This is a genomic window from Lysobacter daejeonensis GH1-9 (genome assembly GCF_000768355.1).
Classification (GTDB): Bacteria; Pseudomonadota; Gammaproteobacteria; order Xanthomonadales; family Xanthomonadaceae; genus Aerolutibacter; species Aerolutibacter daejeonensis.
The window spans coordinates 1-22,650 of the sequence record NZ_AVPU01000013.1 but is presented as its reverse complement, the minus strand read 5'-3'; the positions used below and the strand labels follow the sequence as shown (position 1 = coordinate 22,650).

Annotated in this window: 21 protein-coding genes; 8 read left to right on the top strand and 13 right to left on the bottom strand. The window is 66.1% G+C overall.

From position 1 onward, the window contains the following. A complete protein-coding gene (locus N800_RS08755; RefSeq protein ID WP_036137130.1) occupies positions 1 to 633 on the bottom strand; it encodes an SGNH/GDSL hydrolase family protein in 633 nt (210 codons plus the stop codon). A gap of 107 nt (positions 634 to 740) precedes the next feature. Further along, complete coding sequence (locus N800_RS08750; protein ID WP_036137127.1) at positions 741 to 1,994, bottom strand: pyridoxal phosphate-dependent aminotransferase; 1,254 nt, start codon at positions 1,992 to 1,994, stop codon at positions 741 to 743. A 193-nt stretch (positions 1,995 to 2,187) separates the two neighbouring features. On the opposite strand from N800_RS08750, the gene rsgA reads away from it, so the two are divergent. The 4 genes from rsgA (at position 2,188) to aceE (ending at position 9,859) form a co-directional block, all read left to right on the top strand. After that, positions 2,188 to 3,303: a ribosome small subunit-dependent GTPase A gene (gene rsgA / locus N800_RS08745; protein ID WP_052108098.1), complete on the top strand. Its 1,116-nt coding sequence runs from the start codon at positions 2,188 to 2,190 to the stop codon at positions 3,301 to 3,303. A gap of 39 nt (positions 3,304 to 3,342) precedes the next feature. Beyond that, complete coding sequence (locus N800_RS08740; protein ID WP_036137262.1) at positions 3,343 to 4,611, top strand: flavohemoglobin expression-modulating QEGLA motif protein; 1,269 nt, start codon at positions 3,343 to 3,345, stop codon at positions 4,609 to 4,611. Between the two features lie 79 nt (positions 4,612 to 4,690). Next, positions 4,691 to 6,976 carry an NADP-dependent malic enzyme gene (locus N800_RS08735; RefSeq protein WP_036137125.1) on the top strand — a complete coding sequence of 762 codons (2,286 nt, stop codon included), beginning with the start codon at positions 4,691 to 4,693 and terminating at the stop codon, positions 6,974 to 6,976. A gap of 192 nt (positions 6,977 to 7,168) precedes the next feature. Next, positions 7,169 to 9,859, top strand: a complete 2,691-nt coding sequence (aceE, locus tag N800_RS08730) for a pyruvate dehydrogenase (acetyl-transferring), homodimeric type (protein ID WP_036137123.1) — start codon at positions 7,169 to 7,171, stop codon at positions 9,857 to 9,859. Positions 9,860 to 10,014: 155 nt separating this feature from the next. Here aceE and N800_RS08725 read toward each other — a convergent pair whose 3' ends face one another. The 5 genes from N800_RS08725 to N800_RS08700 all read right to left on the bottom strand — a co-directional run bounded on the left by N800_RS08725 (position 10,015) and on the right by N800_RS08700 (position 15,000). Continuing rightward, positions 10,015 to 10,584 (bottom strand): hypothetical protein, encoded by a 570-nt coding sequence (locus N800_RS08725; protein ID WP_036137120.1) that lies wholly within the window; start codon positions 10,582 to 10,584, stop codon positions 10,015 to 10,017. 44 nt (positions 10,585 to 10,628) lie between these two features. Then, positions 10,629 to 11,777, bottom strand: coding sequence for a hypothetical protein (locus tag N800_RS15890; RefSeq protein WP_156962926.1), 1,149 nt, complete (start codon positions 11,775 to 11,777; stop codon positions 10,629 to 10,631). Between the two features lie 124 nt (positions 11,778 to 11,901). Continuing rightward, positions 11,902 to 12,441 (bottom strand): hypothetical protein, encoded by a 540-nt coding sequence (locus tag N800_RS08715; RefSeq protein WP_036137259.1) that lies wholly within the window; start codon positions 12,439 to 12,441, stop codon positions 11,902 to 11,904. Positions 12,442 to 12,926: 485 nt separating this feature from the next. After that, positions 12,927 to 13,394, bottom strand: a complete 468-nt coding sequence (locus tag N800_RS08705; RefSeq protein ID WP_036137110.1) for a hypothetical protein — start codon at positions 13,392 to 13,394, stop codon at positions 12,927 to 12,929. A gap of 229 nt (positions 13,395 to 13,623) precedes the next feature. Next, complete coding sequence (locus N800_RS08700; protein ID WP_052108096.1) at positions 13,624 to 15,000, bottom strand: alpha/beta hydrolase family protein; 1,377 nt, start codon at positions 14,998 to 15,000, stop codon at positions 13,624 to 13,626. A gap of 264 nt (positions 15,001 to 15,264) precedes the next feature. On the opposite strand from N800_RS08700, the gene N800_RS15340 reads away from it, so the two are divergent. Then, entirely contained in the window at positions 15,265 to 16,101 is an 837-nt protein-coding gene (locus N800_RS15340) for a helix-turn-helix transcriptional regulator (protein WP_052108095.1), read from the top strand. A 36-nt stretch (positions 16,102 to 16,137) separates the two neighbouring features. Further along, entirely contained in the window at positions 16,138 to 17,181 is a 1,044-nt protein-coding gene (locus N800_RS08690) for a serine hydrolase domain-containing protein (protein WP_036137107.1), read from the top strand. Between the two features lie 130 nt (positions 17,182 to 17,311). Here the strand turns inward: N800_RS08690 and N800_RS16475 are convergent, their stop codons facing one another. Then, the gene (locus N800_RS16475) at positions 17,312 to 18,844 is read right to left on the bottom strand and encodes a serine hydrolase (protein ID WP_052108092.1); all 1,533 of its coding nucleotides are present in this window, start codon (positions 18,842 to 18,844) and stop codon (positions 17,312 to 17,314) included. A 91-nt stretch (positions 18,845 to 18,935) separates the two neighbouring features. Further along, positions 18,936 to 19,265 carry a hypothetical protein gene (locus tag N800_RS08680; RefSeq protein ID WP_036137105.1) on the bottom strand — a complete coding sequence of 110 codons (330 nt, stop codon included), beginning with the start codon at positions 19,263 to 19,265 and terminating at the stop codon, positions 18,936 to 18,938. 147 nt (positions 19,266 to 19,412) lie between these two features. On the opposite strand from N800_RS08680, the gene N800_RS08675 reads away from it, so the two are divergent. After that, the gene (locus N800_RS08675; protein ID WP_036137103.1) at positions 19,413 to 19,979 is read left to right on the top strand and encodes an RNA polymerase sigma factor; all 567 of its coding nucleotides are present in this window, start codon (positions 19,413 to 19,415) and stop codon (positions 19,977 to 19,979) included. After that, positions 19,976 to 20,416, top strand: a complete 441-nt coding sequence (locus tag N800_RS15885; RefSeq protein WP_156962924.1) for a hypothetical protein — start codon at positions 19,976 to 19,978, stop codon at positions 20,414 to 20,416. Before N800_RS08675 ends, N800_RS15885 begins: the two co-directional genes overlap by 4 nt. A gap of 158 nt (positions 20,417 to 20,574) precedes the next feature. Here the strand turns inward: N800_RS15885 and N800_RS08670 are convergent, their stop codons facing one another. The 4 genes from N800_RS08670 to N800_RS16090 all read right to left on the bottom strand — a co-directional run. After that, positions 20,575 to 20,952 carry a YfeK family protein gene (locus N800_RS08670; protein ID WP_036137099.1) on the bottom strand — a complete coding sequence of 126 codons (378 nt, stop codon included), beginning with the start codon at positions 20,950 to 20,952 and terminating at the stop codon, positions 20,575 to 20,577. A 40-nt stretch (positions 20,953 to 20,992) separates the two neighbouring features. Continuing rightward, positions 20,993 to 21,445 carry a nuclear transport factor 2 family protein gene (locus tag N800_RS15330; RefSeq protein ID WP_052108091.1) on the bottom strand — a complete coding sequence of 151 codons (453 nt, stop codon included), beginning with the start codon at positions 21,443 to 21,445 and terminating at the stop codon, positions 20,993 to 20,995. An 83-nt stretch (positions 21,446 to 21,528) separates the two neighbouring features. Continuing rightward, on the bottom strand, positions 21,529 to 22,188 hold the full coding sequence (locus N800_RS15880; RefSeq protein WP_052108089.1) for a hypothetical protein: 660 nt from the start codon (positions 22,186 to 22,188) through the stop codon (positions 21,529 to 21,531). A gap of 97 nt (positions 22,189 to 22,285) precedes the next feature. Then, the coding region (locus N800_RS16090) for a hypothetical protein (protein WP_052108087.1) at positions 22,286 to 22,650 on the bottom strand (365 nt) is incomplete at its 5' end.

Here is a 22,650-nt window from a genome sequence, read left to right as displayed (position 1 = left end):
TCAGCGCTTGGCCAGCAGGCTCCTGGCAGCCGGTAGCGCCAGCGCCGCCCATTCGGCGTACATCGCCGCCGACGGATGCAGGCCATCGTCGGCCAGCATGCCCGCTTCGGCGCCGCGCTGGCGGTTGATGTCGGTGATGTCGACGAAGGCCACGCCCCGCGCTTCGCAGGCCGCGCGCGCGGCGGCGTTGTAGTCGTCCAGTTCGCAGGCGACACGGGCGCAGTCGCGGCCCTGGTCGGCGGCGAACGGGGTCACGCCCCAGTCCGGGATCGACAGCACCAGCACGCGATCGGCGCGGCCGCGCGCATGCCGCACCGCGCGCTCCAGCACCTCGGCGAATTCGCCGGCGTAGTCGGCGCAACTGCGGTCGCGGTACTGGTTGTTGACGCCGATCAGCAGGCTGACGAAGTCGTATTCGCCCAGCGGCGGTTGCGCCAGGTCCATCGCGGTCATCAGCTCGTCGGTGGTCCAGCCGGTGGCGGCGATGGTGCGCGGGAACTCCAGCGGCACGCCTTCCTCACGCAGGGCCAGGGTCAGGCGCACCGGCCAACGGTCGCCGGGGGCCACGCCCTCGCCGATGGTGTAGCTGTCGCCCAGGGCGAGGTAGGTCAGGGCATTCGGGTCGGTGGCCATGCGGGGCTCGGGCGAGGGCGATGGGGTGATGGTAGCCGCCCGCGGCGTGGGTGTGCCGCGCGGGAACGAGGCGACGCGCACCCGCACGGCTCAGCCGCCGGTGCGCCTCACGCGATCGCGCGCAACTCCCCGGTCTGGGCCCGCTCGGCGTGGCGGTCAAGCACGCGCTCGATGCGGGTGAACACCTCGCGCACGTCGGCCGGTTCCGGCAGCAGGGTCACGCGGAAATGGTTGCGGTAGGGCACGTTGAAGCTGGAGCCCGGCACCACCAGCACGTCCTCGGTTTCCAGCAGTTCCAGCGCGAACTGGTGGTCGTCAAAGCCCTGTGCCGCCGGGCCGACCACGCCCGGGAACGCGTACAGCGCGCCCGCCGGTTCGACCAGGGTGAGGTGCTTGCTGGCGGCCACCGCCTCGACCACCGCGCGGCGCGCCTCGTACAGGCGGCCACCCGGCTCGCACAGCGGGGTTATGGTGTCCTCGCCGTGCAGCGCCGCCTCGATGGCGAACTGGCCGGGCACGTTGGCGCACAGGCGCAGCGCGCCCAGCAGGTCCATGGCGTGGTGGTAGTCGCCGCTGGCCAGCGGGTCGCCGGACAGCACCGCCCAACCCACGCGCCAGCCGCAGGCGCGGTGCACCTTCGACAGGCCGCCGAACGACAGGCACGGAATCTCGCCCGCGAGTGGCGCGATCGGCTCGAACTTCGCCCCGTCGTAGGTGATGGAGTCGTAGATCTCGTCGGCCATGATCAGCAGGCCGTGCCGGGCCGCGACGGCGACGATCTTCTGCAGCAGCTCGCGCGGGTACACCGCGCCGGTGGGGTTGTTGGGGTTGATCAGCACGATCGCGCGGGTGCGCGAGGACACCAGCGACTCGATCTCCTCCGGGTCGGGCAGGAAGCCGTTCTCCGGCAGGCAGCTGTAGTACACCGGGCGGCCGTCGTTGAGGATGGTCGCGGCGCTCCACAGCGGGTAGTCGGGCGAAGGCAGCAGCACCTCGTCGCCGGGGTTGAGCAGCGCGCGCAGCGACAGGTCGATCAGCTCGCTGACGCCGTTGCCGACGAACACGCGCTCCGGCGAGGCATTGGGCGTGCCGCGCTCCTTGTAGAAGCGGGCCACGGCCTCGCGCGCGGCCGGCAGGCCCTGCTGGTGCGTGTACGGGTCGGTGCGGGCGATCTGGTCGGCGATGGCGCGCTGCAGGTGTTCCGGCGCGCGGAACCCGAATGCACCCGGGTTGCCGATGTTGAGCTTGATCTGCTTGCGTCCCTGGCCCTCCAGCTCCCGGGCTCGCCGGGCCAGCTCTCCGCGGATTTCGTAACGGACTTCGGAGAGGCGGTCGCGGGTCTTCAGGCTGGGCGGGGACATTGCAGGGTGGGCGCGTGAGGTGGGAGGTGCAGATTAGCCGAAAATTTTTCGAATTTGCGGACCTTTACGGCAGAATTTGCCGTGAAGGGCGCATTGTTCGTGATGGTTCAGGGGGAGGCAGGGCGCCCTCGGCCACGGCGGCGACCCCGCCGCTGGTCTAGAATCGCGCCATGACCACCCACGCCCGCACCGCTTGAGCCCTGAGACCACCGCCCTGCAGGCAATCGGCTGGCCCCTGGCCGCCGACGGCCAGCCGGAACCCGTGGCCTGGCGCGAGGCGATGGCGCAGCATTCCCAGGCCCGCCCGGCCCGGGTGGTGGAGCAACACCGCAGCGGTTACGTGGTCGCCGACGGCCCCGAGTGCACCTTCGGCGTGGAATCCCTGCCCGAATGGCAGCGCCCGCGCTTTCCGCCCGAGCAGCGGGCCGGCGTCGGCGACTGGGTGCTGATCCAGGACCTGGCCAACCACAAGCCGCAGATCGTGGCGCTGCTGCCGCGCCGCACCAGCATCAAGCGCGGCGCCGCCGGCGAGCACTACCGCCAACAGCTGATCGCGGCCAACGTCGACACCGTGTTCGTGGTCTGCGGCCTGGACCTGGACTTCAACCCGCGACGCATCGAGCGCTACCTGCTGCTGGTGCGCGGCGGCGCCGAGCCGGTGGTGGTGCTGACCAAGGCCGACCTGGCCGCGGCCGACCCGTCCACCGCGCCGGAAGCCGATGCGACCCGCGCCATGCTGGCCGAGCAGGGCGTGGCCGTGTGCACGGTCAACGCCAAGGATCCTGCCAGCGTGGCCCAGCTGGCCCCGTGGTTGCAGCCGGGGCGCACGGCGGTGCTGGTCGGCTCGTCCGGCGCCGGCAAGTCCACCCTCACCAACACCCTGCTGGGCGAGGAACGGATGAAGACCAGTGCGGTGCGCGCGCACGATTCGCGTGGCCGCCACACCACCACCTACCGCGCGCTGCTGCCGCTGCCGTCGGGCGCCTGCATGATCGACACGCCGGGCATGCGCGAGCTCAAGCCCACCGGCGAAGAGGACGTGGCGGAGAACTTCGCCGACGTCGAGGCGTTGGCCGAGCAGTGCAAGTTCCGCGACTGCCGCCACGGCAAGGAGCCGGGCTGCGCGGTGCAGGCCGCGATTGCCGCCGGCACGCTGGATGCCCAGCGCTTCGCCAACTACCTCAAGCTCAGCGGCGAAGTGGCCGGCGCCGCCAACCGCCTGGCCAACCGCCGCGCGCAGAAGGCCGAGGAAAAGGTGCTGGGCAAAGCGCTCAACAAGCGTCTGGACGACAAATACGGGCGTCACTGAGTGCTTGACGCTGGCGCGGTAAAGGTCGAAAACCACACCGTGGACACCACGCACTTTCCGCCCGAGGTGCACCACCACGCCGCCCTCGACGCGCGGCTGGTCAAGGCCGCCAAGGGCATCCGCATCCTCGCCATGGCCAGTTGGCCGGCCGGCGAGGAAATGCGTTTCCTCGATGCGCATGCGCGCGGCCAGCACTACCTGCCGCAGATCGACTACCCGCGCCGCGACTTCACCGAAACCCGGCACGAACTCGACCTGATCGCCGAGGAGGCCGACGAGACCCACCCGCTGGGCCAGTACGTCGCCGAGTCGGCGCGCAGTTGGTGCACCGCCGCGGCGATGATGGAGGCGCTGGGCACTGACGAAGTCACCGGCCACTCGCTGGAGCTGTACGGCGGCCCGGCCGAGGCCTTGCCCGGCAATGGCCCCACCACCCGCGAGGCGGCGCACCACTTCATCGAGATCGCCAACGAGCTCGACCGTGAGTTGATGGCGCCGAGCGAACACGTCGAAATCTCCGCCACCGCGCTGCAGCTGCAACTGCAACGCGATCTGGACGAGTTCTTCGATGGCCGCATGATTGAGGTGGTGCTCGACCCCGACCTGATCGCCAAGGCTGCCGCCGGCGCCACCCGCATCCGCCTGCGCCATGGCGCCGCCTTCCGCGACTACGACCGCCAGCAGTTGCTGCAGCACGAGGCCTTCGTGCATTCGCTCACCGCGCTCAACGGCCGCCACCAGACCGTGCTGCCCAGCCTGTCGCTGTCGTCGCCGCGCATCACCGCCACGCAGGAAGGGCTGGCGACGTTTGCCGAGCAGATCACCGGCAACATCGACATCGGCCGCATGAAACGCATCAGCCTGCGTATCGAAGCGGTGGCGATGGCATTGGACGGCGCCGACTTCGTGCAGGTGTTCCACTACTTCCTCGCGGCCGGGCAGACGCCGGAGGACAGCTTCGCCTCGGCACAGCGCGTGTTCCGCGGCGTGCCCACCCACGGTGGCCATGCCTTCACCAAGGACACCGTGTACCTGCGCGGGCTGGTGGACGTGCACACTTTCTTCCGCTGGGCGCTGCGCCAACAGAAACTGCACCTGGGGCGCTGGCTGTTCGCCGGCAAGATGACGCTGGTGGACGTGCAGCGTTTCGCGCCGCTGTTCGAGGCCGGCGTGCTGCTGCCGGCGCGCTGGCTGCCTCGCTGGGTGGAACGCGCCAACGGCCTGGCGGGGATGCTGGCGTTCTCGCTGTTCGCCAACCGCATCCGCCTGGAAAGCGTGCCCGAGGAGGCGGCTTTCCACGATCCATGACCGTATTGTGGATTCCTTGCGGGTAGTGGTCGCCCGGTGGGGCTAGAATCGACCGTCCACCCGTCCCCCTCATGGAACCATGTCCAACCACGACGATCTGAAACAGGCGGCACTCGAATACCACCGCCTGTCTCCCCCCGGCAAGATCAAGGTCACCGCCACCAAGCCGATGGTGACCCAGCGCGACCTTGCGCTCGCCTACTCGCCCGGGGTCGCCTACGCCTGCGAGGAGATCGCCGCCGACCCCACCACCGCCAGCGACTACACCGCGCGCGGCAACCTGGTGGCGGTGATCAGCAACGGCACCGCCGTGCTGGGCCTGGGCGATATCGGCCCGCTGGCCGGCAAGCCGGTCATGGAAGGCAAGGGCGTGCTGTTCCAGAAGTTCGCCGGCATCGACGTGTTCGACATCGAAGTCGATGAAAAGGACCCCGACAAGCTGGTCGACATCATCGCCAGCCTCGAGCCCACCTTCGGCGGCATCAACCTCGAGGACATCAAGGCGCCGGAGTGCTTCATCGTGGAGCGCAAGCTGCGCGAGCGGATGAACATCCCCGTCTTCCACGACGACCAGCACGGCACCGCGATCATCGTCGGCAGCGCCGTGCTCAACGCGCTGGAAGTGGTGGGCAAGGACATCGGCAGCGTCAAGGTCGCCACCACCGGCGCCGGCGCGGCCGGCATCGCCTGCCTGGACATGCTGGTCGCGCTGGGCGTGAAGAAGGAGAACATCACTGCCTTCGACCGCGACGGCGTCATCTACGCCGGCCGTCCCAACCTGGACCCGGACAAGGCGCGCTACGCCCGCGACACCGCCGCGCGCACGCTGGCCGAAATCGTCGAAGGCGCCGATGTGTTCCTCGGCCTGTCGGCCGGCGGCATCCTCAAGCCGGAGATGGTCGCTGCGATGGCCGACAAGCCGGTCATCCTGGCGCTGGCCAACCCGCACCCGGAGATCCTGCCGGAAGACGCCAAGCGCGTGCGCCCGGACTGCATCATCGCCACCGGCCGTTCGGACTACCCGAACCAGGTCAACAACGCGCTGTGCTTCCCCTACATCTTCCGCGGCGCGCTGGACGTGGGCGCCACCGGCATCAACGAGGCGATGAAGCTGGCCTGCGTGCGCGCCATCGCGCAGCTGGCACGGATGGAGGCCTCCGACCTGGGCGCCGCCTACGGCGAGGAAGTGCCGAAGTTCGGCGCCGACTACCTGATTCCGCGCCCGTTCGACCCGCGCCTGCTGGTGGTGCTGGCGCCGGCCGTGGCCAAGGCGGCGATGGAGTCCGGCGTGGCCACGCGACCGATCACCGACATGGCGGCGTACGAGGAGAAGCTGGGCACGTTCATCCACCGCACCGGCCTGATCATGAAGCCGGTGTACGACCGCGCTCGCGCCGACAAGCAGCGCGTGGTCTACGCCGAGGGCGAGGAAGAGACCGTGCTGCGCGCGGTGCAGACGGTGATCGACGAAGGCCTGGCGCACCCGATCCTGATCGGCCGCCCGGAGGTGATCGAAAGCCGCATCGAGCGCCTGGCCCTGCGCATGCGCCCGGGCGTGGATTTCGAGCTGACCAACATCAACGACGACCCGCGCTTCAACGACTACTGGCAGTCGTACCACGCGCTGACCGAGCGCCGCGGCGTGACCCCGGCGGCGGCGAAGAACCTGCTGCGCTCGCGGCCCACGCTGATTGCCGCGCTGATGGTCGAACGTGGCGAAGCCGACGCGATGATCTGCGGCCTGGTCGGGCGTTTCCACAAGAAGCTGGGCTACCTGCGCAGCGTGTTCGACTTCGACCGCGGCGTGCAGGGCACGGCGGCGATGACCGGCGTGATCAACGACAAGGGCGTGTGGTTCTTCCTCGACACCCACGTGCAGGTCGACCCCAGCGCCGAGCAGATCGCCGAAGCCACGCTGCAGGCCAGCTACCGCCTCAAGCTGTTCGGCATCGAGCCCAAGGTGGCGCTGCTGTCGCACAGCAACTTCGGCAGCCACGACAACGCCTCGGCGGCCAAGATGCGCAAGGCCTACCAGCTGATCAAGGCGCGCGTGCCCAAGCTGGAGATCGACGGCGAGATGATGGCCGACACCGCGTGGGACGAGGAGCTGCGCCACCGCGTGTTCCCCAACACCACGCTCAAGGGCCGGCCCAACCTGTTCGTGATGCCCAACCTGGACGCAGCCAACATCACCTACAACATGACCCGGGTGATGACCGACGGCGTGGCCATCGGCCCGATCCTGATGGGCCTGGACAAGCCGGCGCACATCCTGACCCCGGCCTCCACGGCGCGCCGCGTGGTCAACATGACCGCCATCGCCGCGGTGGACGCGCAGATCCGCAACCACGCCCGCGGCGGCTGATCCGCCCCGCCCGAGCGTCCGCGACACGCCGCCTCCGGGCGGCGTGTCCGTTTGTGCTGCATACGTATTCGTACGGCCAGAGCGCCGCTTGCGACTGATGTCGGTCAAGCCACCGCCCCGGTGCTGGGCTAGAATCCGGACTCTAATTACCTGAATAAGCGGGCCGGCAGGGGCCGCCCGTACGGAGCGGACATGAGCCAGACCCCCCCCACCGACCTCGCCCGCGACCTGGACCCCATCGAAACCCACGAATGGGTCGAGTCGGTCCAGGCCGTCATTGCCCGTGACGGCGCCGAGCGCGCCCACCAGCTGCTGGAAAGCGTGGTCGAAGTCACCCGCCGTGCCGGCGCCCACCTGCCGTTCGCGCCCACCACCGAGTACATCAACACCATCCCGCCGCACCTGGAGGCCAAGAGCCCCGGCGACCACGCGATGGAGCAGCGCATCCGCTCGATCATCCGCTGGAACGCGATGGCCATGGTGGTGCGCGCCAACCGCAAGCCCGGCGACCTGGGCGGCCACATCGCCAGCTTCGCCTCGGCGGCCACCCTGTACGACGTGGGCTTCAACCACTTCTGGCGCGGCCCCGAGGGCGAGCACCCGGGCGACCTGATCTGCGTGCAGGGCCACAGCTCGCCGGGCGTGTACGCCCGCGCCTTCCTGGAAGGCCGCATCAACGAGTCGCAGCTGGACCACTTCCGCATGGAAGTCGACGGCCGCGGCGTGTCGTCGTACCCGCACCCGTGGCTGATGCCGGACTTCTGGCAGGTGCCCACCGTGTCGATGGGCCTGGGCCCGATCGCCGCCATCTACCAGGCGCGCAACTGGAAGTACCTGGAAGGCCGCGGCCTGCTGCCCAAGACCGACCGCAAGGTGTGGTGCTTCATGGGCGATGGCGAGTGCGACGAGCCCGAGAGCCTGGGCGCCATCAGCGTGGCCGGCCGCGAAGGCCTGGACAACCTGGTGTTTGTCATCAACTGCAACCTGCAGCGCCTGGACGGCCCGGTGCGCGGCAACGGCAAGATCATCCAGGAGCTGGAAGGCCAGTTCCGCGGCGCCGGTTGGAATGTCATCAAGACCATCTGGGGCAGCTACTGGGATCCGCTGCTGGCCCGCGACACCAGCGGCAAGCTGCGCCAGCTGATGATGGAAACCGTCGACGGCGAGTACCAGAACTGCAAGGCGTTTGGCGGCAAGTACACCCGCGACAACTTCTTCGGCAAGTACCCGGAGACCGCCGCGCTGGTGGCCAACCTGTCCGACGACGACATCTGGCGCCTGAACCGCGGTGGCCACGACCCGCACAAGGTGTACGCGGCCTACCACCAGGCCACCACCACCAAGGGCATGCCGACCGTGATCCTGGCCAAGACGGTCAAGGGCTACGGCATGGGCAAGGCCGGCGAGGCGCTGAACCCCACCCACGGCACCAAGAAGATGGGCGACGACGACGTCCGCTACTTCCGTGACCGTTTCAGCATCCCGGTGACCGACGCGCAGCTGGCCGACGGCGCCATCCCGTTCTTCCACCCGGGCGAGAAGTCGCCGGAAGTGGAGTACATGCGCGAGCGCCGCAACGCGCTGGGCGGCTTCCTGCCGCAGCGCCGCCGCAAGGCCAGCACCTCGCTGGAAGTGCCCAAGCTGGAAACCTACGACCGCCTGCTCAAGAGCACCGGCGACCGTGAGATCAGCACCACCATGGCGTTCGTGCAGTTCCTCAACATGACCCTGCGCGACAAGCAGGTGGGCCCGCGCTGCGTGCCCATCGTGGCCGACGAAGCGCGCACCTTCGGCATGGAAGGCCTGTTCCGCCAGATCGGCATCTACGCGCCGCACGGGCAGAAGTACAAGCCGGTGGACCGCGACCAGCTGATGTACTACCGCGAGGACTCCGCGGGGCAGGTGCTGGAAGAAGGCATCACCGAGGCCGGTGCGTTCGCCAGCTGGATGGCCGCGGCCACCAGCTACAGCACCAACGACCTGCAGATGCTGCCGTTCTACATCTACTACTCGATGTTCGGCTTCCAGCGCATTGGCGACAGCGCGTGGCAGGCGGCGGACATGCGCGCGCGCGGCTTCCTGCTGGGCGCCACCGCCGGCCGTACCACGCTCAACGGCGAAGGCCTGCAGCACGAGGACGGCCACGGCATGGTGCAGGCCGGGCTGATCCCCAACTGCCGCAGCTACGACCCCACCTTCAGCTTTGAAGTGGTCACGATCATGCAGCACGGCATGCAGCGCATGCTGGCCGAGCAGCAGGACGAGTACTACTACGTCACCCTGATGAACGAGAACTACACCCACCCGGACATGCCCGAGGGCAGCGCCGAGGGGATCATCAAGGGCATGTACCTGCTGCAGGGCAACGGCAAGCCGAAGAAGGGCGAGCTGCGCGTGCAGCTGCTGGGCAGCGGCACCATCCTGCGCGAAGTGATGGCCGCGGCCGAGCTGCTGGACAAGGACTTTGGCGTGACCGCCGACATCTGGTCGTGCCCCAGCTTCAACGAGCTGGCGCGCGACGGCGTGGACGCCATCCGCTGGAACCGCCTGCACCCCGAGGCAACGCAGCGCAAGCCGTACATCACCACGCTGCTGGAAGGCCAGCAGGGCCCGGCGATTGCCGCCACCGACTACATCCGCAACTACGCCGACCAGGTGCGCGAGTTCGTGCCGATGCGCTACAGCGTGCTGGGCACGGATGGCTTTGGCCGCAGCGACACGCGTGCCAACCTGCGCCGCCACTTCGAGGTGGATCGCTTCCACATCGCGCACGCGGCGATTGCCGCGCTGGCGGCGGAGGGGAAGATGACCGGGAAGGATGTGGCGCGGGCGATCAAGCAGTACAAGATTGATGTGGAGAAGATCAATCCGTTGGGGGCGTGAGGCTTCCGCGTTGACCGAACGGATGAAGGGCGGCCATTGGCCGCCCTTCTTTCATTGGTGATGGCTGCTCTCGACCAGGAGCGGACACCCCATTTCGCGCAGATCAGGCATTTCTCGGTCAGGGTAGGCAACATGTAGTGACGGCCACCAAGCCTTTAAACAACATGCCGCCGCTCACCTTTGGCCAGTCTGCCGCAGGCGCCTCTCCCCACCCGTAGCATCGCAACCGCAATTTTCTCCAGCTTGCCGTAATCAAGCTCCCGGTAAGCGGGGTCCTCAAATGGATACCGCCAGTCCACGAATGGCACGTCGCCAAGCTCCGCGAGCACGAGCGGAATGTCCGGGAGCAGCGAGCCCGCCTGCGTGAGCATCGAATATTCCGCTAGGACGGCTCCCCGAAATTTTGGATGCAGCCTGTCCCACAGCTCGGAGTACTTATGCCCGTGAGGATGCAATCCTCGAGCCTTAAGTTCGGCGTACGTCAGGTCTGGATTGGTGGCAACTATAAAGAACTTCAGCAGCAGTTCGACAGCGAACGCCGTGTTGACCACGGCGGGGACAAAGAAATCTGCGTTCTGGCTTTTCTGAATCGATTGCACAGAACCAGCCCCGACCTCCCGAAAGGCGGCGGCGAGATCGTAGATCGTCTGATACAGCGGCCGAGGGTTATCCGCTGCGTACTGCGCGAGTTGCTCTTCCCGCTTGCGTCGGTCGTCGCCATTCATAAGGAGCCCTCTTGAACCGCCACAACGCTCGCGGCCAAATGCAGTTATTCCCGACCCAATTCGCCTCGTTTTCCAGTCAGTTCAATGGGCTCTGACCTGACGGGGATTATCGAGTGGAATCCATCGTGAAGGTTTTTCGCTACTCGGCCCAACAAGTCCAAGAGGCGATGGGCGCTAGCCGGCGTCTCACGGATAACCTGTTTTAGTCTTACTGACGTATCGCCACTTTCACGAACGTACACTTCATCTGCTTCGCCGCCATTGTGCTCAAAGACATGGCGTCTATGGAACTCAAGCGCAATGAACTTGAGATCCTCTGACTTTACGTCTCGACCAATATCGATGTCGAAGAATGCCTTGAACGTCTCCTTTGCCTCGTCAAAGTCATGAAACCTCTTTCGCAATCTATCGAGCCTCCGCCTCGTCATGGGGATGAGCGTCCCGAGTTGCTTGGCATACTGGCCCGCAAGCGAGTCAAAGGCTGACACCGCACTTCGCACGGCATCTTCGGCGCGATTGCTGGCATTGAGAGTCTCGCGGATTGCGGGTATGGATTCATCTCTAAAGATCGCGAGGTCATTACGTGTGCCGCAGGTAGAGCAATATGCGTAGCGTCCAAGAACGTCATTGAACGCCCCACATGCAGTGCAATTAAATTTGTGCTGCTGACTTTGCTCAGATACGTAAAATGCTGGTTTTGGAGTGCCCGCTCCTACCGCGTCCGCCACTGCATCCATATCTATCTCAATGACGCCGTCCTCATCGGAATCGAGAGCTGCGCACATGCGGGCGCAGTACTGTCGGATGAATGCATTTTGCGCGTCCGACAGGAATTTGATTGGTGGGGCCTCAAATCGGCAATAGGGACAAATTGCCGGCCACGGCCCGCTGCGCCAATATCCTTCGCAGCGAGGGCAAAGATGCCCGAATTGACCTGTGCTATCCGAGGTAATCATCACCAGCCAAGCCCCGGGTACTGACGGAGGAGGGATTGCACCTCCTATTCCGACGGCATTGACCGGCTCAAGAGCCATACCCTGAGGCAGGGCATACAGTTCAATCAACGTCGAAGGAGTCGGTCGACAATGGGTGTAACGAAGCTGGTAAGACTTTCTTCCAGACGCGAGGTCCGTCATAACCCGAATTTCAATCTTTCCCCCAGAGTGTCCGATCTCTTGAAACTCAGCGGTCACGTGCACCTCAAGTTGGCCAGAATGTTTCGAACCGTCTATCAATTATCGCCTCGCCGTGTCAGTCGCTGCCACGAAGGCGGACTGTCCGCTTTTGGTCGAATGCCCGCATTTGCCTCGTCCGCGATCAGTCCTTCTTCAGGAACGCTTGATCGAGCTTGCGGTACATGTTTAGCGCTTTCTCCGACTCGCCTTTGATGTTGTCGTACAAAGCCTCAGCTATGACCCGAATCGCGTGCCTCTCTTGGTCGCTCAAGTCCGGGTACTTGTACTTCTTCGTGTGCGCGGTGATGCGCTCCCGCCTTTTGGCTGCAAGATGGGGCTGCTCGCTGCAGATGTGCTCTAGATGTTCTTGCCAAGAGACATAGCGCCGTTGGTCATTGCGATGCCGCTTGTTGCAACCCGTGCATACCGGCACGAGATTGCCGGGGTGGTGCAGGCCATACTCCGTCCGGTTGAACATCAGCAGATGTTCGATCTGCAGCTTCCCATCTGATTCGCAATAGGCACAGCGATTACCGAAGTCAGCGCAAATCTGCGTCCAGACGGCTTTGCCCGGACCATTGCCAGTATTGAAAGAACGCCCCAGGTAGAACTCGCCCACCGACGTGAGGAACGAGCGAACGGCGGTGTTCGCGGCATCGGACGGGGTGTTGTAGATCGCCATGCAGCCTGCGCTCGCTCTAAGCCGGGCCCAGGATATCTGCGCCTGCCGGGTCCTGAACGCATAGAGGACGGTGGTGCGCAAAATTCTCACCTCGGATCGCGGGTTACTGCGTGCGAGGAAAGACGCCTGGGCCTATGGGCGTGTGCCCTTGGCTTGAGCGAAAAGATGTCAGCGCCGAGTGAAACTGCCCAGCGGGGAAGGCAGAAGTACTCACCCGTGACCCGAAATGGCTCTCCCATGAGCCAAAACCGCTTACTCGCCACCCAAGCCGCCTCGCGCATGAGGCAAGTCACCTCATCGCCAGACCAAAAGTACTCACGCATGAGCCAAATCGCCTCGCTCGTGACCCAAAAACACTCATCACTGAGCCAAAAAGCCTCACCGTCAAGCAAAAAAGCCTGACGGACAAGCCTCCCCGGCTCATCCATCAGGCTCCGTCACTCAATGCGGCAATAATCTCGCCGCATCAGTCACTTATGAACGCCTCACGCGGCCGGCGACAGTGCCGCTGTACGCCCACCCTTGCTCCAGCGGGCCGACAGCGCCTTGCGGGCCCCCTTTAGCGCCTCGCTCTTGCCCGACACCTTCAGTAGGCCGTAGCCCTCCAGGGCCACGCTCAGGATGTCGCTGCCCAGGGCGGTCTCGGTGTCCTCGGCCGTCTCCAGCAACTGCTGCAACTGCAGCAGGCGGGGGCGAAGGGCGTCCAACGCGGCCAGGTCGGCCTGCGCCTCGGCCAGGCCCAGGTTGGGCGGCACGATCTGCGGGTTGGCCGCCAGCACCGCCAGCGTCTGGCGGCAGAAGGGCTCGGATTTGTCGCCCATCTTGAACAGCTCGCGCCGCTCCTCGGTGGTCAGCTTCACCATGCGGTCAAACAGCCCGCGCAGGGTCGCCAAGGCGCTGTCCATCTGCGCCAGTTCTTCGGAGGTGTATGCAATCGATACGACGTTCTGCATTGCTATTCCTTACGTCCATTAGCAAGTCCGGGATTGGCCGGACGGTCCATGCTCCGCCGCGTTCCGTGCGGTCGGTGGGTGTCGCCGTGCCGACAGGGTCGGCGAGGGAGCGGCGGGAGTTTGGCAGAGGTGCGGGGCGGATGGCCAGCAGGTGCGGGCGATCATGCAGTACACAACTTATCTGGAGAGAATCACTCCGCTGGGAGCATGTGGATCGCGGCACCCAAACCTACCGCGCGCTGCCAGATAGACCCTGATTCGCCCGCGCCAGCACCGCCGCATCACCGTACGCCGAATCCCCCAGGTGCCCGTCACGGATCCAATCGACCAGCATCCGGAAATAGCCGTCCGCCACTCGCGTTCCTTCGCGCTCCCCATCGGGGGTGACGACGAATTGGATGATGCCGTGATCGGTCCCCGGAAACTCCACCACGGTGGCGTTGGGCTTCCCCTTGGCCACGGCGAGCAACCGCCGCCGCGTCTCCTCCGGCGGCGCCTCGCGGTCCGCGCCGGCGATGATCCACAGCAACGGCTGCTTCACCGACTGCAGCACGGGCATCGGCTCGTACTCCCATGACGTGCCCTCGTCGGGCCCGAACATGCGCAGGGCGATCGGCGGGTAGCGCAGGACGAGGCCGGTGTATTCGCCCTTCATGTCCTTCCACCAGGGCTCGCTGGCGTACTTGGCCTTGACCGCGTCGAGACGGTCGTAGCCACCCTTGAAGCGCGCGACCATCACCGCCCCCGTCGCGTCGGTGACTTCACGCGCCTTCGCCAGCACGTCGGGGCCGTGGCCGGCGGCGATCAGGTCAAGCCGCACCTGGTCGCGGTCTTCGGCCAGGGGGGTGTCGGCCAGGCCGTAGGCGACGGCGACGAAGTCGGCGTCACTCTTCGTCGCGGCCAGGGGTTCAATCCAGCCGGCCTGGCTGCCGCCGCTGAAGCCCACGCGGCTGGCGCGCGCACCGGCCAGCCGCCGCGCCTCCTTCAATGCGGCGACGGCGTCGTCGGCGAGCAGGTGGAAGTCCTGGCTGTACTTGCCGGTGCTGTCACCGGTGCCGCGCTTGTCGTAGACGAACACGCCGATGCCGTTGGCCGGGAACAGGCGCTGGAAGTAGTTGTAGGTGCGCGCGGAGGTCGCTTCGGAGCCGTGCACCATCACCGCGATCGGCACGGGGCCGTCGCCCGGCGGCATCACCAGTCTGCCGGCGAGGGTTTCGCCATGGCCCTGGAAGCGTGTTTCGGTGGTCGCAAACGACAGGCGCTGGCCGCGGTGGCCTTCAAACGTCATGACCGGTTGGCTGCACGTGCCCAGTTGCACATCGGTGGGGTCGGGGCGGTCGCTCCAGCCAATGGAGCCGCTCCACCTGCCCGTTTCTCCCTGCTGCAGCTTGCCGGTACGGCCGTCCACGCCGCGCCAGCGCAGGCCGTTGCCGGTGATCGGGGCGATGTCGATCAGGCGGCCGTCGTCGAGCCGGTAGACGGCGACATGGCACGCCATGCGCGGATCGACGGGGTCTTCTTTGTCGGCGCGCAGCCACCAGGCGGTGAATGCAGCAACGCCCACGACGGCGATCAGGGAAGCTACCAGTACCTTTCGGGGCCGCATGTGTCTGTCCATGAAATTGCGTTCGCCGACGGTAGCGCACGTAGCCAGGCGGACAAGTGCCGATGGTCAGTAGTACGCGAAGTCTCCTTCGGTCGCCATTTCCGCGGTTTCGTCGGCGGTTCCAGCCGCTTCGTCACCAGCCCGATGCGGCACAAAAGACGCGACGCTAAGCTCCGTGGCACTTGATCAATCGCAGGAAGGAACCGTGCCCAACCGCCCTGACCGCGCCCACCGATCACCATGACGGCGCCCGCAAATTCGCCCTTGACCGAGATCGGGGTGATGGGATTCACGCTGCACCAGCAGGCAACCCGCGACCTGGCCATCGCCTATCTGCGGCCGACGGTTCCGGAGCACGACATTCATCGGCACCAACATGCCGACATGCACCTGGTGCTGCTGCTGGCAGGCCATTACGTCAGCGACGCCGCCGGCATGCCCGCCGTTTGCGCCGAGCCCGCCGTCATCCTCAACCCGCCGGGCACCGAGCACCGGGACCGGTTCCGTTCGCGCGATGGCCTGTTCCTGACCCTGACGATGCCCTCGACGGCGCTCGCGCGTTTGTGCGATGGCCACCCGATCGGCGAGCAGCCTCGCCGGCTCCCGCGACCATCGCTGGCGCGGGCCATGCGTTTGCTGTCCGAAGTCCGGCATTGGGAGCACACCTCCCCGCTCGCGATCGAATCAATCTTCACGGAACTGGTGGCGGATGCGTTACCTCAGCCGGTGCCCGCGGCTGGCGACCAGCTCCAGCGCGTGCTGGATCGCCTCGAAGCCGATCACGCGCCGGCGCCGTCGCTCGAGGAACTCGCGTCGATTGCCGGCCTGCACCCGGTCTATCTGGCGCGGGCGTTCCGGAAGCGCCATGGCATCGCACCCAGCGAGTACCTGCGCAAGCAGCGCCTGCACAAAGCGGTCTCGCTGATCGCCAGGCGACGCGCACTGGCGTGCGCCGCATCAGAGCTGGGCTTCGTCGATGAAAGCCACCTGCACCGCGCCTTTGTCGCGGAGTTCGGCATGACGCCCGGCGCGTTCCGGCGACTGGCACTGAGCCGCGCCGAGGTTTCCCGGATACAAGATGCCCGCTTGCGCGGCCGCTAATGTCATCGGATACAAGATCACCCACAAGGAATTGCCATGCGCCGCGCATTACTCTGCTTCACGCTCGCCACCGCGTCGTTCGTCGCGACGGCGCAGACCGACCGGTTCGCACCGGCCCAGAAAGCCGTCGAACAAGGGGACTACAAGGCCATCACCAGCATCCTGGTCGCCCAGGACGGCAAGGTGGTGTACGAGCACTACTTCGATGCCGGCGGCCCGGAGGCGCGCCGCAACACCCGCTCGGCAACGAAGACGGTGGCCGGCATGCTGGCGGGACTGGCCGTGGCCGACGGCCACATGTCGCGCGACTCCCGGATCTTCGACCTGCTGCCGCCGCAACGCCGTGCGCGCATGCTCAATCCGGATCCGCGCAAGGAGGCGATCAGCGTCGAGGACTTGCTGACGATGTCGTCGCAGGTCGAATGCAACGACGACAACGAGTTCTCGCGCGGCAACGAGGAGCGCATGTACCTCATCGAGGACTGGGTGCAGTTCTACGCGGACCTGCCCGTGCAGGGCTTCCCCGCGTGGATGCCCAAGCCCGCCGACTCGCCGCACGGGCGGAGCTTTCGCTACTGCACCGCAGGTGTGACCGCGCTGGGCGAGGTCATCCAGAGCGCTGTGCACGAACCCCTGCAGGCTTATGCGCAACGCCGGTTGTTCGCTCCGCTGGGTATCCAGGCGCCTGAGTGGCAGTTTTCCCCGCTGGGGCTCGCCCAGGCCGGAGGCGGTCTGGGCCTGCGCACCCGCGACCTGTGGAAGCTCGGCCAGTTGTACCTGGACGGTGGCCGTTACGGTGGCAAGCAGCTCATTCCAGCCGAGTGGGCCCGCCGTTCGATCACTGCACAGGCGATGGCGCGCGAGGACGCCGACTACGGGTACCTGTGGTGGCTGATGAAGATTCCGTCCGGCGACGCGACCATCACCAGCCCCGTGATGGCCGGCACGGGAGGCAATGCGGTATTCCTGCTGCCAGAAAAACGCGCGGTGGTCGTGATCACAACCACCAACTACAACGAACGGCAGCCACATATGCTGACGTTCCGGTTGCTCACCCGGGATCTTATGCCGGCGCTGTAGCGCCTTGAATGGGCATGGAGGGAACTACAGCGGACATCCGATGGATGTCCGCTTCGGGTCGCCAGCCATCAGACACCAAGTCCGGTTCCAGCCAGCGGTGGATACTCGCAGCACGTGAAACCTGCTGCGCCTACTTCGCGATCTCACGCAGAAAGGCCACGAGCTTTTCGTCGCGCCCAATCACGTCGAGGATCGGGAGTACAACCTGCGGGCCGTTGGCGCTGTTGGTGAAGATCACCGTGCCGCTCCCGGATTCGGGATCGAAGTAGCCCAGGGTGAACACGCCGTTGTCCATGCCGGTGTGCATCAGGTAAGTGGCGTCGTCGAAACGGAACACCTCCCAGCCAAGACCGAATCCAGCGGCCTCCGGACACACGGCTTTTCGTGCCGGCGGGCATAGCTCGGCAGTGCGATCGGTGTGGATTCTCTTGCGCTCATTGGCAATGGCCTCGTCGACGCCTTCATGCCTGATCAGGCTGACGATGAACTTGGCGTAATCCGCCGGTGTCGTGTACAGATCGTCCGAAGCGATGGGTTTGTCCGCTATCTGCGGCTCTAGCTCGGCGCCATCCTTGCCGGTCGGCAATGCGATTCGCCCGTCGAACCAGCGGCGACGCGTATAGGCGGCATCGTGCATTGCAGTCGGGTCGAACACCAAGCTCTGCGCAAGCGCCTCGAATGACTCGCCGGTCTTCTTCTCGATGAATCGCGCCAGGTACTCAAATCCTTCGCCAGAGTAGCCAAAACCGGTGCCGGGGCGGCGCAGGAAGCGCAGCTTGCCGTCAGTCTCGTAACGCCAGTTCGGGAAGCCGCTTCTGTGGCTGAGTGCAAGGCGCGGCGTAAGCAGCGTGCGGCGTCCATCGTTTGCAATGTCCGGATCGGTCCAGGTCGAAGCCATGGGTTCGTCCAGCGACAGGCGATGGGCAGCCGCCAGCCGCAATGCAACCTCAGCCGAAACGGGCTTTGCCATGGAAGCGATGTTGTACAGCGTGGCCGGGGTCGCCGGGACGTCGGTGGCTTGGTTGCCGTAGGCCGCGGTAAGGAGCACTTGGCCCGCCTCGATGCGCGCGATCGAGACGCTGGCCACCTGCTTCTCCTTGAGCATCAGCGGCACGGACGCATCGAGCTCGGACCTGAGTGCCGCCGCCCGTGATTGCTGGGGGCGCGCTACCGCGCCCGACGCCGCCGGGTTCTCCCGGTGGCCGTAGCTCAACACACGAGTGGCTTCCCAGCGCTTGTCGCGCTGGCGCCAGACAATGATGAAGTCGGCGATGCCTTCGCACTTGCCGCTGTCGAACTGGCAGAACGTGTGCGCGCCCTGCTCGATAGCGCCGAAGTCCTTGACCGGATACACGCGCAGGCTGCCCGGTACCAACTCGCGCCGGAAATGCCCGCACACGTACTTCCGCGTGTTCGCGATCATGTCTTCGCGCGTCCAGGTCACGCCACCCTGGTCGTGGTAGAACTCGAGATCGTCGGCAAAATAGCTGGCGTAGCGCTCCAGCTCGCCGGGCCGGTCGCAGTGGTTGAAGGCATCGAAACTCGCGGTGTCCAGCGCGGCGATCGTGGTGGTCAGTGGGTCGTCGGCCAGGCCGCCTTCGGCCGCGTGTGCGGGTGCGGCAAGGGCGAGCGCAAGCCCGAGCAATGAGGCATAAAGGTTCACGGAAGCTCCAATAGGGGCGGGTTGGCCCGAGCGTGTATGCCGCCCGCGCGCAGTTCGATCCGGCGGGGCAGGGGTGCTCTACCAGGTGGAATCAGGGGTTGCGGTGGGTCAGCGCGTAAAAGACAAGGTGGGCAATGCCGGTGCAGGCCAGCAGGATGGCCAATCCACCGGTGCTGAGCTCGACCCAGCCGATGGCCTTGATGACGGCGAACCCTGCCGAAAGCGCCAGCATCAGGATCCCCCACCGCAGGGACGACAGCCGACGCTGCTGCTGCTCTTCCTTGAAGATCGCATGCAGCAGATCCTGGGTTCCCGGTTCGCGTAGCATGCGATGCCGCATCACGGCGTCGAGGACCGCCTTGAACAGATACGCGATCAATGCGAACAGCGCGATGGGGACCAGAATGTGTTGCAGATCCATGGAAGTGCTCCGCCGGGGGCCAGGATGGTGGCTCGTTCATAACCCAAGAGACGCGAGGGCAACCGGCGGTTGCAACGTCCGGAGCCGGGTCGCCTGCAACCGCTCGGCCCCGTCCGGTCTCCCATATGTCATGGAAGCACCGCCCACATGAACTCGGACCGCAGTTTGGTGGAGGCCGTCATGGCAGCAACGCCGGGCGCCTTCGAGCGGCTGATGGCCGAGTACCAGGGGTTGTGCTGGCACATCATCCACCGCATGGTCCGCCACCCTGAGGATGCCCGCGACCTGTGCCAGGAGACGTTCATGCGCGTGTACGTAAACCTGCACCAGTACCGTCATGAAAGCCCGCTCAAACACTGGATCGGGCGCATCGCCTATTCGATCGCCCTGCGCCACCTGCAGCGGCAGAAGACGCCCATCGGCGAAGCGCTGGCCCACGGCGAGGCCACGCCACTGCCTGACGACGTGGCGGATGACTTTGACTTTTCCGCTGCCTGCGACGACCTGGCGATCGCAGCCCGTTTGCGAACCGCGATCGAGGATTTGCCCCCGTTACCGAGAATGCTGCTGACGCTCTACCATCTGGATGACATTCCCATTCCGGAGATTGCCCAGATCACCGGCTTGCCGGTCGGCACGATCAAGAGCCACCTGTACCGGGCGAGGCTGCGGCTGCGCGAACTGCTGGAACCGATTTCGGGAGAACTGCAATGACCCATGTCGACGAGCTGGAGTGGCAGCGGCAAGAACGGGCGAGGCTGGAAGAGCGCGCGGACGGCGCTGCAGCGGATAGCAATTCCAGCGTCCTGCGTTATCGCGTTGTCGCTCGCGAGCTGGCCCGGGATCCCGATGCTCCGCTGCCCAGTAACTTCGCCTACGCCATTTCGGCTCGCATTGAAGCGGACGCAAGGCAACAGCGGCTCGAACGGAAACGATTCGAGCGCGCCGCGTTTGCATGGTTGATCGCCGTATGCGGCACCGGCGGATGCATCGCTTTGGCAATCTACGGTGGGGAATGGTGGTCAGCGGTATCTGGTGCGGAATGGCTGAACTCACGAAACGCCCCTTGGCTCATCGCCGTGGCGGGTTGCGCGCTGCTGTCGCGACTGCTGGATGGCAGGGTGCGTTCGGCGGGCAGGGTCAAGCACTGATCAACGATTTCCGATCGCACGGTCCGGCGCGGCCATTGCATAGGGAGCCCGTCGCGATCAAGCGGGGCTGGTCACGCGCGGCTTCTCGCGGCCAGAACTTGCGGCGAGGGCTCGGTGGAGCGGGGCGGATGGCCAGCGCAGCCCGCTGGGTACCGGCGTCAGTGGGCTAGCGCGCCAGCGCGTGCGCGAATCTCCACCAACCTCCGCCCAAACCACGTGCTGCTCTCCACCGGTGCGGCGTCGCCGCAGCGCACGTGGTAGGGCTGGCCGGACAGGCTGCTCCTGGAGGCGGCCAGCTGGATGAAGCGCTCGCTGGACGTCACCAGCCCCTTCTTCAGCAGGTAGTCGTACTTGCGCCGCAGGTGGGCACTGGCCTCGGCTGCGGTGTGCCAGCTGCCGTTGCGCTGGAAGTCGCAGCCGGACTGCTCCAGCGCGGTGAACAGCTGCGCGACTTCGCGTGCCACGACGGGCGGCGGCGCCGGGCCGGCCAAGGCCGAGGCGGCGAACCACAGCACAACCAGGGCCAGGCGTTTCATGGGGTCGCGACGGGGGTCAGGGACGTGGCGGGTCGCGCGCTCAGGGCGCGGCCGCCACCCGCGATGAGTGCGACGCCACCATCCGCCACTGGCCGCCGTGCATCACCCACACGCGGGTAAAACGGAAGCGCCCATTCCATGGTTGGCCGTTGGTGATGCCGGATTGCACGCTCACACCGGTGACCACCGCGGTGTCGCCATAGGTGCGCAGCGCGACGTCCTCGTTGGTGATGGCCTGGTTGGTGCGCGTGCGCGTGCCCAACTCGGTGAGGTACTCGGCCTTGGTCTGGGTGCGGCCGTCGGAGTGGGTGAGCAGCCAGTCGTCGCTGAGCAGGGCTTCGAGCGCGACGGCGTCACCCTTCAGCCGCAGTGCGTTCCAGTTGGCGTCGACGGCCAGCAGCGGCGACGGTTCGCCGGCGTGGGCGCTGGCGAGCAGTCCGGTCGCAATGACCATGGCAACGAAGGCGGGCAGGGTGGAACGCGATCGGCTCATGCGGTTCGTGTCGTGTCGTGGCGTATCGGGGGGCAAGGTGCCGGTTCGAGCACGAGTGTGCCAGTTCCGGTTCCATGCCACCATCAACGGCACTTCGGATGCGTCTTGATGTCGCGGGCGTCCAAGACCTTGCCGTCGGCCATGGTCAACTGGGCGCATACGTGCGTGGCGCGGTTGTAGAAGATCCCGTACTGGGTGTTGCCGGAATCGAACGAATCCACGTTGGCAAAGCCGCGGCTCGTCATGGTGTCGATGGCCTTGATGGAGTTCATGCCACCAATGCCGGCCAATCCGCCACCGGCAACGGACGGGTGGGCGCTGGCCGCCATCTTGCCGGTCACCGCGATGTTCATCTTGAAGCTGCCCGTCTCGCCGCGCCGCGCACTGGCCCGCATCTGGTACACGCGAATCTTGTACGGACCGGACTGCGACAACGTCCCGGCAAATGAATTGCCCTCGACGGAGCCGGTGAAGATGGCCTCGTCATTACTGCCGGGCGGCAGGACGTTGAAGAATAGGATCGACGAGCCCGACATCGTCACCTTCATGGTTTGACCGGCGCTGGCGCGCACCACGTAGTCGCGGATCTGGTCGCCCTTCAGGGTTGCCGACACCACGGTGGAAGTCGCGCCGCGCGGGAAGGCGACGTTGGTGCTGGTGACCTGGGCCACGGCAAGGCCGCCTGCCGACAGGGTCAAGGCAGCAGCGAGCAGGGCAGTAAGGGGTTTGATGCGGATGTGCATGGTCGGTTCCCTGGGGTAGTTGGTAACGTGTGATCAGCAGGTACCCATTACGGAAATTGCAGGCCCCAGCGGTCGGAACACGCTGGGGCGAGGGGCACTACAGCGCCCCTTCGTCACCCGTGAAGGACACCTCGCCGATGGTGCCGTTGCGGTTGGCCACGCAGCGCCATGGCGCGTTGCCGCCTTCGACGTTCACGTAAATCACGATCGCCGCTTCCGACTCTTCGATGCGGTTGGTGCCGATCACGCGCGTGCCCTGCGCGCCCACCTGGGCCAGGCACTTCTCCTCCAGCCCGCCCTTGCCGCGGATCATGTCCCTGGACGGCGCAGGGGACGAGGCGTTGCCTGCAACAGGTGATTCGCTGCGCGCGCCAGCCTGCGCTCTGGGCACGGACACCAGGGTGACGCCCTCGACGTTGCCGACGACGGTGCCGCCCAATGCCTTGGCGTCGGCCTCGTTCA